Annotated in this window: 15 protein-coding genes; 7 read left to right on the top strand and 8 right to left on the bottom strand. The window is 72.6% G+C overall.

Features of this window, described 5'->3' with window-relative positions:
• Positions 1–8: 8 nt before the first annotated feature.
• The 7 genes from cseB to RKE29_RS09225 all read right to left on the bottom strand — a co-directional run bounded on the left by cseB (position 9) and on the right by RKE29_RS09225 (position 5993).
• The gene (gene cseB / locus RKE29_RS09255; RefSeq protein ID WP_312004617.1) at positions 9–731 is read right to left on the bottom strand and encodes a two-component system response regulator CseB; all 723 of its coding nucleotides are present in this window, start codon (positions 729–731) and stop codon (positions 9–11) included.
• Positions 732–807: 76 nt separating this feature from the next.
• The gene (locus RKE29_RS09250; protein ID WP_312004616.1) at positions 808–1890 is read right to left on the bottom strand and encodes a hypothetical protein; all 1083 of its coding nucleotides are present in this window, start codon (positions 1888–1890) and stop codon (positions 808–810) included.
• Positions 1878–2579 (bottom strand): SigE family RNA polymerase sigma factor, encoded by a 702-nt coding sequence (locus RKE29_RS09245; protein ID WP_312004615.1) that lies wholly within the window; start codon positions 2577–2579, stop codon positions 1878–1880. Before RKE29_RS09245 ends, RKE29_RS09250 begins: the two co-directional genes overlap by 13 nt.
• Positions 2580–2864: 285 nt before the next feature.
• The gene (locus tag RKE29_RS09240; RefSeq protein ID WP_312004614.1) at positions 2865–3794 is read right to left on the bottom strand and encodes an A/G-specific adenine glycosylase; all 930 of its coding nucleotides are present in this window, start codon (positions 3792–3794) and stop codon (positions 2865–2867) included.
• Between the two features lie 99 nt (positions 3795–3893).
• Positions 3894–4058 (bottom strand): hypothetical protein, encoded by a 165-nt coding sequence (locus RKE29_RS09235; RefSeq protein WP_312004634.1) that lies wholly within the window; start codon positions 4056–4058, stop codon positions 3894–3896.
• A gap of 64 nt (positions 4059–4122) precedes the next feature.
• Positions 4123–4686, bottom strand: a complete 564-nt coding sequence (locus RKE29_RS09230) for a GNAT family N-acetyltransferase (RefSeq protein WP_312004612.1) — start codon at positions 4684–4686, stop codon at positions 4123–4125.
• 2 nt (positions 4687–4688) lie between these two features.
• A complete protein-coding gene (locus RKE29_RS09225; RefSeq protein WP_312004611.1) occupies positions 4689–5993 on the bottom strand; it encodes a hypothetical protein in 1305 nt (434 codons plus the stop codon).
• Between the two features lie 358 nt (positions 5994–6351).
• Here RKE29_RS09225 and RKE29_RS09220 point away from each other — a divergent pair, with 358 nt between their 5' ends.
• The 7 genes from RKE29_RS09220 to RKE29_RS09190 all read left to right on the top strand — a co-directional run bounded on the left by RKE29_RS09220 (position 6352) and on the right by RKE29_RS09190 (position 12974).
• The gene (locus RKE29_RS09220; RefSeq protein ID WP_312004610.1) at positions 6352–6714 is read left to right on the top strand and encodes a hypothetical protein; all 363 of its coding nucleotides are present in this window, start codon (positions 6352–6354) and stop codon (positions 6712–6714) included.
• Entirely contained in the window at positions 6711–6881 is a 171-nt protein-coding gene (locus RKE29_RS09215) for a hypothetical protein (RefSeq protein ID WP_312004609.1), read from the top strand. The genes RKE29_RS09220 and RKE29_RS09215 overlap by 4 nt, the downstream gene beginning before the upstream one ends.
• Before the next feature lie 564 nt (positions 6882–7445).
• Positions 7446–7913, top strand: coding sequence for a hypothetical protein (locus RKE29_RS09210; RefSeq protein WP_312004608.1), 468 nt, complete (start codon positions 7446–7448; stop codon positions 7911–7913).
• Complete coding sequence (locus tag RKE29_RS09205) at positions 7907–9694, top strand: alpha/beta hydrolase (protein ID WP_312004607.1); 1788 nt, start codon at positions 7907–7909, stop codon at positions 9692–9694. Before RKE29_RS09210 ends, RKE29_RS09205 begins: the two co-directional genes overlap by 7 nt.
• 61 nt (positions 9695–9755) lie before the next feature.
• Entirely contained in the window at positions 9756–10256 is a 501-nt protein-coding gene (locus RKE29_RS09200; RefSeq protein ID WP_312004606.1) for a hypothetical protein, read from the top strand.
• 215 nt (positions 10257–10471) lie between these two features.
• Complete coding sequence (locus tag RKE29_RS09195) at positions 10472–12004, top strand: DUF6801 domain-containing protein (RefSeq protein ID WP_312004605.1); 1533 nt, start codon at positions 10472–10474, stop codon at positions 12002–12004.
• 106 nt (positions 12005–12110) lie between these two features.
• Entirely contained in the window at positions 12111–12974 is an 864-nt protein-coding gene (locus RKE29_RS09190; protein WP_312004604.1) for a hypothetical protein, read from the top strand.
• Positions 12975–13201: 227 nt separating this feature from the next.
• Here RKE29_RS09190 and disA read toward each other — a convergent pair whose 3' ends face one another.
• Complete coding sequence (gene disA / locus RKE29_RS09185) at positions 13202–14260, bottom strand: DNA integrity scanning diadenylate cyclase DisA (RefSeq protein ID WP_312004633.1); 1059 nt, start codon at positions 14258–14260, stop codon at positions 13202–13204.
• Between the last annotated feature and the right edge of the window lie 420 nt (positions 14261–14680).

Below are 14680 nucleotides of genomic sequence, written 5' to 3'. Positions count from 1 at the left end.
CGGTCCCTTCAGCCCCTGAGCTTGTAGCCGAAGCCACGGACCGTCTCGATCCGGTCCTGGCCGATCTTGCCGCGCAGCCGCTGGACGTGGACGTCCACCACGCGCGTGTCGCCGCCCCAGCCGTAGTCCCAGACGCGCTCCAGCAGGCGGTCCCGGGACAGCACCGTCCCGGGCGCGGCGGAGAACTCCAGCAGCAGCCGCATCTCCGTCGGCGTCAGCGCCACCTGCGCCCCGGCCCGGCGCACCTCCATGCCCTCCGGGTCCACCTCCAGGTCGCCGAACCGCAGCACCGGGCCGCCGCCCTCGCGCGCGCCCGGAGCCTCCGCGGGTCCGCGGGCCGCGCCGCCGCCCGCTCCGCTGGCGTGTCCGAAGCGGCGCAGCACCGCGCGGATGCGGGCGACGAGCACGGCGCCGTCGAACGGCTTGGTCACGTAGTCGTCGGCGCCCGCCTCCAGGCCCAGCACCACGTCGATCGAGTCGGCCCGCGCGGACAGCATGATCACCGGCACGGTCGACTCGTCCCGGATGCGGCGGCACAGGCTGACCCCGTCGAGCCCCGGGACCATCACGTCCAGCAGCGCGATGTCCGGCCGGTCGGCCCGGAACCGCTCCAGACCGGTCAGGCCGTCGGGCGCGGCGGTCACCACGAAGCCGTCGCGCTCCAGGGCGAGCTGGGTGGCCTCCCGGATGACGTCGTCGTCCTCCACGAAGAGCACATGGGTTTCGGCCACGGCCGTATCTCACTCCGTCGGGTCTGTCGTCGTTCGTGGTTCGTGTGCGTCACGCGCCTGCCGCGGCGCCAGGGCGTCAGCCGGACGACGGCACGGGCAGGAGCGAGGCGGAGCCGTCGTCGTCCTCGTCGGCCTTGCCGTAGTCGGTGTACGAGTGCCCGGCCCGGGTGAACCGCTGGGCCGCCGCCGACCAGCGGTAGGTGTCCACCTCCTCGCCGGACGGACAGCAGGTCGCGTCGCCCGCGTCGTACACCAGCCGGGTCAGCCGCAGCTCGGCCCGGTCCGCCTCGGCGTAGACGGGCAGCTGCTCGTCCGCGAAGACGTTCTCGTACCCCTGGGCCGTCCGGCGGTATACGTACGAGCCTATCCCGATGCCGTTGGCGCACGTCATCACGTTGACGACGACATCGGAGGCGGAGCCTCCGGTCAGCTTCACGTAGGCCACGTCGACCACGTACGCGCCGGAGGCCTCCGGCCGCGGCTGCTCCCCGGCGGACGCGCCCGCCCGCGCCGTCCGCTCGGGGGCCGCGGGCACGGCGGACTCCGGCGGGCAGGGCCGCAGGTGCGCCTTCAGCTTCGCGCCGACCTTGGGGTCGTCCTTCAGCAGCGCGACCGCGTCCACCCGGCGGCCGCCGGAGGGGTTGGAGGTGTCGGCTCCCGGTTCGCCCGAGTGGGCCGGGGCCGAGACGGCCCGCGCGGGACCCTCCTGGCGTACGCCGCCGCTGCCGCAGCTCACGAGGGTGAGGGCCGCGGTCCCGGCGAGCGCGACGACCGCGCCGCAGGAGACCAGGACGGAGCGGGAGGCCCGGGGCGCCCTGAAGAGGCGCAGGGGGCGGAGGGGCCCGGTGGCCCGGGGCGTGCGCGGCTCGCCGGGCTCGCGGGCCGGGACCGGCGGGCCGGGCGGGACGGCTGCGCACGGCCCGGTTCCGGAGAGCCCGGCCTCGGCGGATCCGCCCTCGGACGCCTTGGCCGCGGCGACTCCGGCGAGGCCGGTGCTCCGTCTGAGTCGGCTGACGCGGGTGAGCCGTAGGAGCCTGGTGAGCCTGGCGGGACCGGTGGGTTTGGCGGGCCCGGTGGGGCTCTCCGGCTCGCCGGGCAGTCCTGCCGAGCCGCCGGGTTCGGCCGAGCCGCCGGGTTCGGCCTTGGTCAGGCCGCGCACCGGTCCGGCTCCCGGTCGTGCCGCGCCGCGCGCGCGGGTACGCCCGCGGAGATGCCCGCCGCGGCGCCCGCCGTACGGCCGCGCCCGACGGCCGCCCGGCCGGGCCTGGGCCGGGCCGTGCCCGTACGGGCCGCCGCCGTCCGCGCGGCGGCGCGCCCGCGCCCGGCGTGCTCGTACCCCTCGGCGTCTCGGCTCTCCAGCTCCTCCCGGAGCCGGGCCAGCGCCCGGTGCAGCGTGCTCTTGACCGTGCCGGTCGACATCCCGAGCGCCTCCGCGGTCTCCTCGGTGGTCATCTGCTCCCAGTGTCGCAGCACGACCACGCTCCGCTGCTTCGGAGCCAGCACGTCGAGGACGTCCAGCAGCAGGGCCCGGTCGGCGTACTGCTTGCTGCCGTCCTCCACGCGCACGTCCGGCAGCTGGGCGGTCGGCACCTCGTCCAGCTTCCGGGCCCGCCACCACTCCGTACGGGTATTGATCATCACACGGCGCAGGTAGGCGTCGGCGAGGGACTTGTCCGCGATGCCCTCCCAGCGGCCGTACGTGCGCACCAGCGCGGTCTGGAGCAGGTCCTGCGCGTCGACGGGGTCGGGGACCAGGCGGCGCGCGCTGCGCAGCAGGGCGTCCTGCCGGTTGCGTACGTACTCCTCGAAGTCCAGCCCGCCGTCCAGTACCGCGCCGCTGCTGGTCATCCCAGCCTCCATTCCCACCGTCTCCCCGCGTCGTACGCCGCGGTCGACGGCGGCGCGAGGGGGACGCTACGGACGGGCTGTTGCGGCCCGCCCCGCAACAGGGCTGCGGGCGGCGCACAGTCGCCCATAGGTTTGGTAACGGGGGTGTAGCCGCCCGGCAGCTTCGCGTGAGCGGCGGCGGAGGGGACGGCACGAGCCCGCGACCGGGCGGGGACTGGCCGGGCGGCGGGTCCGGCCTGGCGGCGGCGGGCCCGACCGGGAGCGGAGCGGCGCGCGGCCCGGCTCTCAGCTCAGCGGCAGCCGGTAGTGCCCGTTCTCCAGCGGCTCCACCAGGCCGTCCGCGACCAGCCCGTCCAGCGCGCGGGCGCGCCGCACCGGCTCGTCCCACACCCGGTCCAGCACCGCGCGCGGCACCGGCCCGTCCGCCTCGCGCAGCACGGCGAGCAGCTTGCCGCGCACCTGCCGGTCCGTGCCCGCGTACGTCTGGCCCCGGCGCGGCGGCCCGGCGTGCGCCGGAGAACCGGCCGCCCGCCACGCGCAGCGCGCCGCGATCGGGCAGCGCGCGCACCCGGGCGTGCGCGCCGTGCACACCAGTGCGCCCAGCTCCATCGTGGCCGCCGCCCACCGCGCGGCCGTGGCCTCGTCGTCGGGCAGCAGCGCGGCGGCGAGCCGACGCTCGGCGGCGGTGGTGGCGTTCGGCGGGTACTGCACGCCGGTCACCGCGCGGGCCAGCACGCGGCGGACGTTGGTGTCCAGCACGGCGTGCCGCTGCCCGTACGCGAAGGACGCGACGGCCGCCGCCGTGTACTCGCCGACCCCGGGCAGGGCCAGCAGCTCGGCGTGGTCGGCCGGTACGTCGCCGCCGTGCCCCTCCCGTATGGCCACGGCCGCACCGTGCAGCCGCAGCGCCCGCCGCGGATACCCCAGCCGCCCCCAGGCGCGTACGGCCTCCCCGGGCGGCTCGGCGGCCAGGTCGGCCGGACGCGGCCAGCGGGCCAGCCACTGCTCGTAGACGGGCAGCACCCGGCTCACCGGCGTCTGCTGGAGCATGAACTCACTGACCATCACCCCCCAGGCCCCGGCCTCCGGCCGCCGCCAGGGAAGGTCCCGGGCGTGCGCGCCGAACCAGTCGATGACGGGCCGGTGCAGCGCGGCGGCTTCGGCCGGGTGGGCGTCGTCGGCGGGAGCAGCGGTGTGCGCGGGAGTGGCAGTCATGGCACCGCCGATCCTGGCACGGCCCCGCCCGGCCGGTGAAACGCCCGGCGCCACGCGGGTCCGGGCCGCGCGCCCCGGCCCGGGCCCTGGGTTCGGCCCTCACCCCTGGCGGGCGGCGCCGTCCGGCCAGACGACGTCCACGGGGATTCCGGCCGCGCGGGCCTGGGCGACCACGTCGGCGGCGCCGCCGCCCTTGCCGGTGGGCGGCTGCCCGTTCCAGCGGGGCGTGCGAGGTGGTCGCGCGCCTGCCGGTCGGCTGTCCACCCGGGCCCCGGCGAACCGGGTCGCCCGGGCGACCGCCCGTTCGGAAGCATGACGATGCGCTGCTTCACTCCCTGACCTGCATGAGCAGGAGATCGTAGACAGGGCCATCCTGAGCGTTTCGGTAGGGACCGGCGTAGCGGTACCCGAGCCGGTGGTAGAGAGCATGTCCGCGCTCGTTGGGCGGAAGCACCAACAGGGAAGACCACTGCGGGGCAATGGCTTTGAGAAGCTCCGCGTGAATGCGTGAGCCTACGCCCTGGGACTGCCACGGTGGACGCACCGCGAGTTCGCACAGTCCCATGAGCCGCCCCTGGCGGACGGGCTCCGGGATCTTCGGCAGGAGGTCGCGGCCGAACCAGTACTCCGGAGTGCAGGGGAAGGCGTATCCGAAACCGACCATCGTGCCCGCGCTATAAGCGGCGACGAGCACGAAGCCCTGGTGCTTGAGGTGGCCCGCGACCTGGCGGTGGAGGGCGGCCACGGACAGGTCGGCAGTGGCTTCTTCAGGATTCTGCATGAGCTCCGGATGGGCATCGGCCCAGACTTCACCGAGAGTATCGATCAGCGGATGGATCTGAGCTGGCAAGTACGCACGGAAAACGATGCCAGCATCTATGCAGGAACCCATAGTTATCCTCCTGAAGGGTGTTTGGCGATACTGCGGTACTCATCCAGCCAGTCAGCGGCAACTTGAACACGCGCATGGCGTTGAAGCGCACCGGCAATGTTTCTCAGCGCCTTCAGAAGGCGATGAGACTTCACTTCCGGAACACGCGTCAGGACCTGCTTCGCGGCCTCGACGGAAGCTTCCAGATCGGGGCGGTCCCGCAGGGCGTGATGTACGGCGACATCCGCAGCGTAAAGGGCGCGGTTACGCGCAAAACCTGTCCCGTGGAGCAGAACCGCCTGCTCGGCGCCCGCAGCGGCTCGGGCCTGCTGACCCAGGTCGGCGCGGCACAGCGACTCCAGTCCAGCCAGCTCAGCAGGGGTGAAGAACTCCAGCCAGTCGGGATCCGCCTCCCGGGGGCCCTGCGAGTAGAGGTCGTGGGCACGGATGACGGCCTGGTCGGTCGCTGACGTATCGCCCATCAACGCCCAGCCACAGGCTTCGCGCATATGGAACAGGGCGAGCATCTGAGGGGACCCCAGGGCGCGTGCGGCGCTCTGAGCGGCCTGCGCGGCAGAGATCGCCTCCCGGGGGCGTCCGCTTGCCTTGGCCAGCAACGACAGGCAGCCGAACGCATGAGCCTCCAGACCGGCATTGTCCGCCATGCGCGCGGCGGCCAGAGCCTCGCCGTACAGGGACCGGGCATCTGCGGGCCTGCCCGAGTCGAAAGAAAGCCACCCGGTCGCGATAGCGAGGAAGCCGATCGCAGAGCGCAGGTTTTTCTCTGTGCGTTCCGTGTATGCGCCTTCTTGGAGCCATCGGTAGGCGGTATGGAGAGCACCGGTCGCATCTCGACGCAACGCCGCAGAGCCGTGATCGTGGTCATGTGCGTAGATCACGTTTACGGCTTTCGCGATGCTGCGCACCTCTCTTGCCCCCACGCGCCCCGAGGCGCTGTCGGCAGCGTCGATCGGTAAGGCAAGGGCGGTGCCATCGAAACAGAAGGTGCGCCGATCCACTGGCTCCTCCGGGTTGTCATCGTGATCGAACGTGATGACCGTACCTGTCGCCTGTCGTGGCGCAGGCGAGAAGCCCAGAGCTGCCATGTCCTCCCCGGTCAGCTTCGCCAGGATGCGCCGGTACACAGCCCGGGGGCACGCGACGTCTCCGTCCTCCCAGGTGGCGATGACACGAGGCGTGCAGCCGACGTTTTCGCCCATACGTTCGCCTTCCCGGTTGATGAGTGCCGCGAACTCCGTGCGACTCATCTGGAAGCGCTCGTCACGTACAGCTCGGATCCGCAGATTGGGCGTCTTCTTCCTCGCCACCACAGCCCCTTGCGTCGTCACCACTCCGACACCGAACGTAGCGCCGTTCGCCAACGCCGTTGGCGCGTATGCACGAACGAGGGAATCCGAGACCTCGATCTTGCATCGAAGATGCATCACCGAGCCATCGCTTTCGTGACGAGTGTCCCGGTTGCCTTGGTAGCGGCATCCCACGACAGCAGGAGGTCACGATGCCCTGTCTCAACCCCGGTGACGGAGCCGGGAGGTGCGAGCGGTGACCCGCTTCGGGCCGGGCCCCGGTCATACGCCTCAGAACCGAACCAGTCGAGCCGCCTTGGCCGACCCGGCCAGCGGTCTCACGACCGGGCCTCACCTGTGGGCGCCGCCGGGCGGGTGGGTGGCGGAGGCGCAGCCCGTGGGCGTGTGGTGGGACGCGGTACGGGTCCCGGCTTCGGTCGGTGAGCGGGCCCTACGGCTGCTCGGCGAGCAGACCGGGGCCGTCATCGCCGACCCGCCCGGCATCCGCCTCTACTGGCTGATCGGCACCGGCGCCGCCGACGCGTGGGACCACGGCGCGCTCCAGCCCGTACACCTCCTGCGCGCGCACAGCTTCCTCGTCGTGCCCCCGGCCCACCGCGTCACCGGACCCGGAGTCCACTGGCGCCTGCGACCCACCGCCGACCGCCGCCTGACCGAACCCCGCGCCCTGCACACCGCCCTGCGCATCGCCCTCACCCTCCACACCCAGGAGACCCCATGAACCCCTGGCACCTCTTCCGCCGCCGCATACACCCCCGCCGCGACGACAGCCCCCTGCCCCAGCCCCACCGCGCCCCCACCAGCTACCTCGAACGCCTCCTCTTCCCCACCGACACCCCACCCCGCCGCGCCCGGCGACGGCCCGACCCCGACGACCCACCCAGCTGAGCCCCCAGACCCCCGGGCGGGCCCTGCCACGACCCCGCCCGCCCGGGACCAAGCGGACGGCCGAGTCCTGTCCGACGCCGCCCGAAACCCGGCCCTCCCGGCGATCCCCCGCGCCGGAGGGCCGGGCCCCACCCCGGTGAGCTCCCGAGCCGGGGCACCCCGAGCGGGCGAGCCGCCGGGCGTCCGGTTCCCCGGCCGGGCGCGTACGAGGACCCGGCGGCTCGCCCTCGACCGGCCAGGGCCACCGCCCGCCGCAGGCGGTGGCCCTGGCCGGGCCACCCCGAGCGGGCCCGGCCGGACCGGCACCAGACCCGTGCGCCCCGTCCGCCTCACCGGCGCATCGACCGGAGCCTGGCTGATTTTCGTTCTTGCGACGGCTCTTGACCGACAGTCAGGATTCTCGGTCGGGTGATCGTGACCGACGAGTAAGCGGGACGGCCCACGAGTGGAGCGGGTTTCACCGGCCGGGCCGGAGCGTGGACCGTCCGAGCGCCCCGGCGACGGCCGTACGTGCCCGTCCCCTCAAGCGGATCCGGTGGAGAACGGCCGAGGGAGGAAGCCGACGTGTCGTTCGGGGCGGAGTGGACCGAGGGCCGGGGCCAGGAGCCGGGCCGTATGAACCTGGCCGGAGTCGACGGAGGGACGGGCGGCTCACCGGGCGGCACCGGTCGGCTGCGCTCCACGCACCAGGCGTGGCGCGGCGCGGCCGAGGGAGTCGGCGAGGCGCGGGTGAACCTCCGTAAGGCCGAGGGGGAGCTGGCACGGAGGCTGACGCACCAGGGCGGCGGCGCGGGAGCCGAGGGGCTGGCGAGCGTCGCGTCCCACCGGAGCGTTCACCAGTCGTGGCTGCGGCGGCTCGATCTCGTCGGCCGGGAGTGCGAAGAACTGAAGGACAAGCTGCGGAAGGCCGCCGACGCCTACTACAAGACCGACGGCGCGATCAAGGAAGCCTTCCAGGAGCAGCGCACCACGCCGCAGGAGTCGTCGGGGCGGCGCCCGCACCAGGGCCCCGGAGGCGAGACCGCGTGGTGAGCTTCGCCCGGTTACGCGCGCTGAAGCCCGCGGAGTTCGAGGACTCCGCCGACGGCTGGCGCCACATCAGCAACGCCGCGAGCGCGGCCAAGGACCGCGTGGAGGGTGAGATCTCGGCCAGACTCCGCAAGTCCGCCGAGGGCGAGGGAGCGGCCGCCGCGCTGGAGCGGCTGCGGCGGCTGAGCCGGAACTTCCACTACATCCAGGTGGAGACCGGTCTGGTGAGCGCCGCGCTGAACGGGCTGGCGGCGGAGTTGCGGGCGGCGAAGAAGAAGCTGGACGACGCGGTGGCCGACGCCGAGGCGGACAGGTTCACCGTCAAGGACGACGGCTCGGTCCACTGGGTGTCCCGGGTGCCGTCGCCCGGACGCTCCGCCGACCGGAGCGCCGCCCAGCAGAACGACGCGCAGAATCTCGTCGACAGCCTGATGGACACGGACCCCAGGCGGGAGATCGCCCAGGGGTACGCGAACCGCATCGGCGACGCGCTGAAAGAGGCCACAGAGGCCGACGCCACGTACGCGCGGACGCTGGACCGGCTGACGGCGGACAACGACCTGGACGTCACCGAACGGGACTGGGCCGACGCCCAGGGAGACATGGGCTCGGTCCGGAGGGCGGCGGGGGACTATCTGCGCCTGGACGGCATTCCCAAGGGCAGGAGTCCCAAAGAGAACGCGGCGTGGTGGAAAGGGCTGTCCGAGCGGGAGAGAGCCGATTACACCGCGCTGTTCCCGGCGGCTGTCGGTGCCCTGGACGGCATTCCGGCCGCTGTCCGGGACGAGGCCAACCGGGTGGTTCTGGACGAGCAGCGGGGCGCGTGCCAGCTCCGGCTGAACGCGATTCCGCCGGAGCCCGCGAACAAGTGGACGACCATCACCTCGGGAGGTGTCCCGGTTTCGGTGCACACCGACGAGTGGGTGGCGTGGAACAAGCAGTACGGCGACCGATATCGCCGTCTTCAGTCAGTCATAAAGGGCATGGACGCCATCCAGCACCGTTTCGACCAGACCGGCGAGCACGGACTTCCGGAGGCGTATCTGCTGGCGTTCGACCCGAAGCGGGACGGGCGCGCCATAATCGCCACCGGTAACCCCGACAAAGCTCATCACACGGCCGTCTATGTGCCGGGCACCGGAAGTGATCTGAGCGGTATCGAAGGGAGCATCAACCGCATGAACGACCTGTGGCGAGATGCCCACTCATATGTGGAGGGCCAGGGCGTGTCGACCATCGCCTGGCTGGGCTATGACGCGCCGGACGACGTGCTGAAGGACGCCATTTTCAGCCACTACGCGAACGACGGCGCTCCGGCCCTCAACGGCTTCATAGACGGCCTTCACGCTTCGCGTGAACCAGGTACGACAGGTCATACCACGGTGATCGGCCACAGCTACGGCACCACCCTCATCGGCTCCGCCGCGCGGCAGGGGGAGTTGAACGCGGACGACGTGATTTTCGCGGGAAGCCCTGGCGTGCAGGTCGGCAGCGCCGAGGAGATGGACGCGCCCAGGGGGCACGTGTGGAACGAGGAGGCTGACGGTGACCAAGTGCCCGATATTGGCAGGGACTTCCATGGCGGCACCCAGTGGGAGGAGAAGGGCGGCAGAGTGATAATCCGCGACAGTGGAGTCATTCCGAGTGACGACTCTTTCGGGGCCAACCAGATGGCCACTGATACCTCGGGGCACCGCGACTACTGGAAATATGGTTCCCTGAGTTTGAAGAACCAAGCGCGGGTTGTCGCCGGGCGCTACGATATGGTGAAGGCCGATGAATAATGAGAATCGTCCCCGATCGGTTTTCCGGAAATCTCCTTCCGCTCTGTCGGCTCTTGTTGTCGTGATCGTGCTCGCGGGGTGCTCCATGAATGGTTCCGACGATCCGGGTTACACGCCCAAGAGGCGCGAGATCAAAGACATCCGAGAAGAAGCGGAAAGGCTCTCAAGCCAGATTCTGGACATCATCGATCTTCGCGGCAAGGTCAGCGAGCCCGGACCAGGCGTCGCGCTCTGTGGCGAAAAAGACCCGGAACAGTTCTTCACGATTCACCATCCCTGGTCGCTGACCCGCGTTCCGGTCGTAGACCTCGGGCAGGCGATGGTCCGTCTCCGGGATGGACTGCCCAAAATGGGCTGGGAGGTCACGAAATACGGGCCGGACGGGAGCCCCAGCAGGAGTCTCGAACTGATCGCGAACTCCACACGGGTGCAGTTTTCGGTCGACATCATTTTTTACGACGAGAGTAAGCAATCCAAGCCGACCGGTTCCTCGATGATCCACGTGGACCTGTCCTCGGCCTGCTTCCAGGTCCCCGAGGGCAAGACCGTGGACGAGTACTGACCCGCCCGGTCGCGGCCGGGCGGGCCGACGCCCGGAACCCGGTGGCGACCGAGGCCGCCCAACACGGCGGAAGTTGTTGCGCGGGCGGTTACCCGGACGTAATGTGCTGCCTGAAACTATCTCCGCGCCGGGCGAGTTGACCGGTGGCCACGGCGCGGCCGCCATGAGTGCTTCTGGCGTGACGTCGTTGACGCGTCTTCCGGGGGGCGACAGTGATGACAGGTGCGATCCGACGCCCGCGCTCCTTATGGATCGCCGCGCTCGGGGCCTCCGCACTCCTCGCCGAGCTGCTGTCCGGGTCGGGGTCGCACGCGCGCGGGCAGGACGGCGGCGTACAGGTGCGCTACGCGTGCCAGGCCCCGGTCGGCGCGGCTCGGGACGTGGCGGTCCAGGTCGCGCTCACCGAGACCTTTCCCGAGACCGGCGCGGCCGGACAGCCCGTACGGCCCGGGCCGGTGACCGCCCGGGTCACCCTCCCGCGCGACGCCTTGACCGCGCTGCTGCCGCGCGGCACCGGATCCGTCAGCGGCACCGCGTCTCTCACGGCCCGGGTCGAGCAGGGCGACGCCACCGCCGACGCTCCCTGGCCGGATCTGGCCGCCCCCTCGGTGCCGGTGCCGGTGTCCGGGTCCGGCGACCTGGAGCTGACGTTCTCCGGCGACGCCCAGCCGGTGACCGTCACCCGGCCCGGTGACGTCACCTTCGCGGCGGGCGAGTTGAGCCTGAGCCTGCTGCCCGAGCCCTCGGCGGGCGGCGCCGCGAGTGCGCCACCGTCGGACGGGCCGTCGGCCGTCGGCCTGCCGTCCGCGAGTGCGTCCGAGACCTCCGGCGCCCCGCGGCCCGTCGCCCTGTCCTGTACGCCCGCCGAAGGCCAGGACACCCGGCTCGGCACGGTGGCGGTGCGCGGCGGTACGGACGACGGGGCCCCGACGCCGACGCAGTCCGTCGCCCCGAGCCGGGGCGGAAGCGCCGCACCCCGGCAGGGCGGCGGCAGCGGCCCCATCCAGGTCGCGCCCCGGGCCGAGGCCACGCTGCCCTGCGTGAACGTACCGCCCAAGGGCGACCTCGACCCCCGGCGCCTGCCGCCGCAGCCGCCGAGGACTCATCTGGGCAAGTCGACGCCCCAGCCCGCGTGCGTGTTCGCGGCCGGATACGCCAACGTCACCAAGCAGAACGGCGCCGTGATCGTCAACGATCCGGCCAAGCACCCCGGGCCCATGAACCTGACGATCCTCAAACGGAGCGTGATCCAGGACGAGGGCGCGCCCGCCTACTCCGAGTACGACCACCTGGGCGACCTGCACTTCCCCGACGCCGACGCCACCTTCCTCACCTTCGGCTTCCAGCCGACCACCGCGAAGGTCAGCTTCGAAAGCGGGCCCGTCACGATCGTGCAGGTGCGCACAGACGGTAAGGACAGCGCGAGGATCGGCTACTACCAGCGCCTGCGCGTGCACGACGTCAAGGTCAACGGCGTGCCCCTGGACGTGGGGCCAAACTGCCGTACGGGCGTGGTCGACACGTCTCTCTCCGGCGACTACAACCTCTACCGAGGCGGCGACCTGACGGGCAGGATCACGATCCCGCCGTTCAGCGGGTGCGGGGTGGCGGGGGAAGACCTCGACCCCCTGTTCACGGCCGCGATCTCGGGCCCGGACAACGCCGTCAAGATCCGACAGTCACCAGTGAAGTTGAACTGCCGTACGACCTGCCCGGCCGTGGCCCCCACCCTGCCGCCCCTCCGCTGAGCACCCGGCCGGGAAGCCGGGGCCGCCGCGCGGATGACGTGAACCGCCGCCGTCCGAGGGGTGGGTGGTGGGTGGTGTGGTGACAGATCTCTCGTAGAGTTTCCGCGTGGGATCTCTGCGCAATCCGATCGGGCCGCTCCCCTCCTCCACCTACTGGCGCCGGAGGGCCGTTGCGCTCACCCTGCTCGTGCTCGTCCTCCTGCTCGTCGTCTGGCTCGTCAACCTCGGCGGATCCGGCGGCGGCGGCGACAAGGACGAGGGCAAGGGCCAGGGTCCGGGCGGCGCCGCGACCGCGATCACACCCGGTCCCACGCCCTCCGGCCCGGTGGACGAGTCCCGGCCGGGCGGCCGCGACGAGGCCGACGGCGGCGGCAGCGGCAGTGGCGACGACGGCGGTGCCACCGGCGGCGGTGACGGCGGCGCCGGTGGCGACTCCGGCGGCGGCGCGGGCGGCGGTGACGGCGGCGGTACGGGCGGCGGCTCCGGCGGCGGGGCAGGCGGCGGCCGCCTCGGCATCGGGGAGGGGCAGAGCGCTCCGGCCGCGGCGGGCCTGCCCGAGTGCCAGCCGGGCGCGGTGAAACTGACGGTGCGCAGCGTCAAGGGCGCGCAGGCCAAGCAGACCTACGAGCCGGGCGAGAACCCCTCGTTCCGCATCGTCGTGACCAACTCCTCCGCCAGCCCGTGCGCCGTCGACTTCGGCCACGAGTCCGCGTCCCTGACCATCACCGACGCGGACGGCGGCCGCGTCTGGGCCACCGAGGACTGCCCGAAGGGCGTCGCCCGGGTGCTCGTGGAGGTGCCGGGCGACGGTACGGCCGAGCGCACCGTCACCTGGGACCGCAAGCGGAGCGCGGAGCACTGCGCGGCCCCGGCGGGCGGCACGGCGCCTGGGGCCGGCACCTACCTGGTGGTGGTGAAGCTGGAGGAACTGGGCACGGACCGCGCGTCGTTCTCGCTGGAGGAGGACTGAGCGTTCTCACTGGACGAGGACTGAGCGGGACGGCCTGAAGCCCGGACCTGACGGCCCGTCCTGGGAGGCCCTGACGGGGCTGGCGGGACTCGCTGTCGGAGAGGGGAGCCCGTACGTTCCGGACGGGTCGGCGCGCGGCGGCGGGCTCCCGGGGTACCGGGTACCCGGGCGGGAGTCCGGGGGCAGGCGCCGGACGAACGGGCAGGCGGCCGGCGTGCCGGGGCGCGTCAGACGTACCGTTCGAGGATCGACGACTCGGCCAGGCGCGACAGCCCCTCGCGCACCGTCCGCGCCCGCGCCTCGCCGACCCCTTCCACCATCTGAAGGTCGTCCACGCTCGCCGCGAGCAGCTTCTGAAGCCCGCCGAAGTGGTCGACCAGGCGCTCGATGACGGCGCCGGGGAGCCGCGGCACCTTCGCCAGCAGCCGGAAACCGCGCGGCGAGACCGCCGAGTCGAGCGTCTCGGGGGAGCCGCTGTAGCCCAGGGCCCGGGCCACGATGGGCAGTTCCAGCAGCTCGGCGTGGCTGAGGCCGTCCAGCTCCGCCAGGGCCTCGGCGACCGTGCGGGTGCGCTTGGCGGTCGGCTGCGGCACGTAGTCCCGCGCCACCAGCTCGCGCTCCGGCTCGACTCCCGCGATCAACTCGTCCAGCTGGAGGGACAGCAGGCGGCCGTCGGTGCCCAGCTCGACCACGTACTCCGCGATCTCCGTCGCGATTCTTCGGACCATCTCCAGCCGCTGCGCGACCGCCGTCACGTCCCGGACGGTGACCAGGTCCTCGATCTCCAGGGCCGACAGCGTGCCCGCGACCTCGTCCAGCCGCAGCTTGTAGCGCTCCAGGGTGGCCAGCGCCTGGTTGGCGCGGGACAGGATCGCCGCCGAGTCCTCCAGCACCCGCCGCTGGCCGTCCACGTACAGCGCGATCAGGCGCATCGACTGGCTGACCGACACCACCGGGAAACCGGTCTGGATGGACACGCGCTGCGCGGTGCGGTGCCGGGTGCCGGTCTCCTCGGTGGGGATGGCCGCGTCCGGCACGAGCTGCACGCCCGCCCGCACGATCTTGGTGATGTCCTTGTCCAGGATCAGCGCGCCGTCCAGCTTGCACAGCTCGCGCAGCCGGGTCGCGGTGAACTCCACGTCGAGCACGAAACCGCCGGTACACAGCGACTCGACGGTCTTGTCCACGCCGAGCACGATGAGGCCCCCGGTGTTGCCCCGCAGGACGCGCTCCAGGCCGTCCCGCAGCGCCGTGCCGGGGGCGACCGCGCTCAGGGAGGCACGCATCAGACCGTCGGCCTTGCCGGGAGCCGCTGCCCGGTCGCCTGCTGCCACTGCATTCCTCCGTCGCAAGGTCTGTCGGTGCCGCGGGCCGTCCCCCGCGCCCAGGTGGGGATGCGCACGGGCGAGACCAGGGCAAAGTCTACCGGCGGTCGTCCTCCTCCCGTGGGTGTCCCGGCGTACGCCCGTGGGCGGAACCGGTAGCGCGCCGCCACGCGCGGCCCGCGCCCGGCGCGTTGACCGCCCCCGCGCGGCGGCTCGCCACGCCGCCGTACGTCCTGCCCGTGCCTGCCTGCCTCGACCGCCGTGTCCGCCCGTGCCTGCCTGCCTCCGCGTCGCCGTCGTACGCCCTGCCCGCGCCCGTCGGCCCCCGCCGCCGTCATCCGTCGGCCGTGGCCCCCGCGCCCGCCCGGCCGCCTTCCGCGC

The sequence above is a fragment of the Streptomyces sp. B1866 genome (assembly GCF_031932565.1).
In the GTDB taxonomy this organism is placed as follows: domain Bacteria; phylum Actinomycetota; class Actinomycetes; order Streptomycetales; family Streptomycetaceae; genus Streptomyces.
The sequence above is the reverse complement of the archived record's forward strand: the minus strand, read 5'-3'. Positions and strand labels throughout refer to the sequence as shown.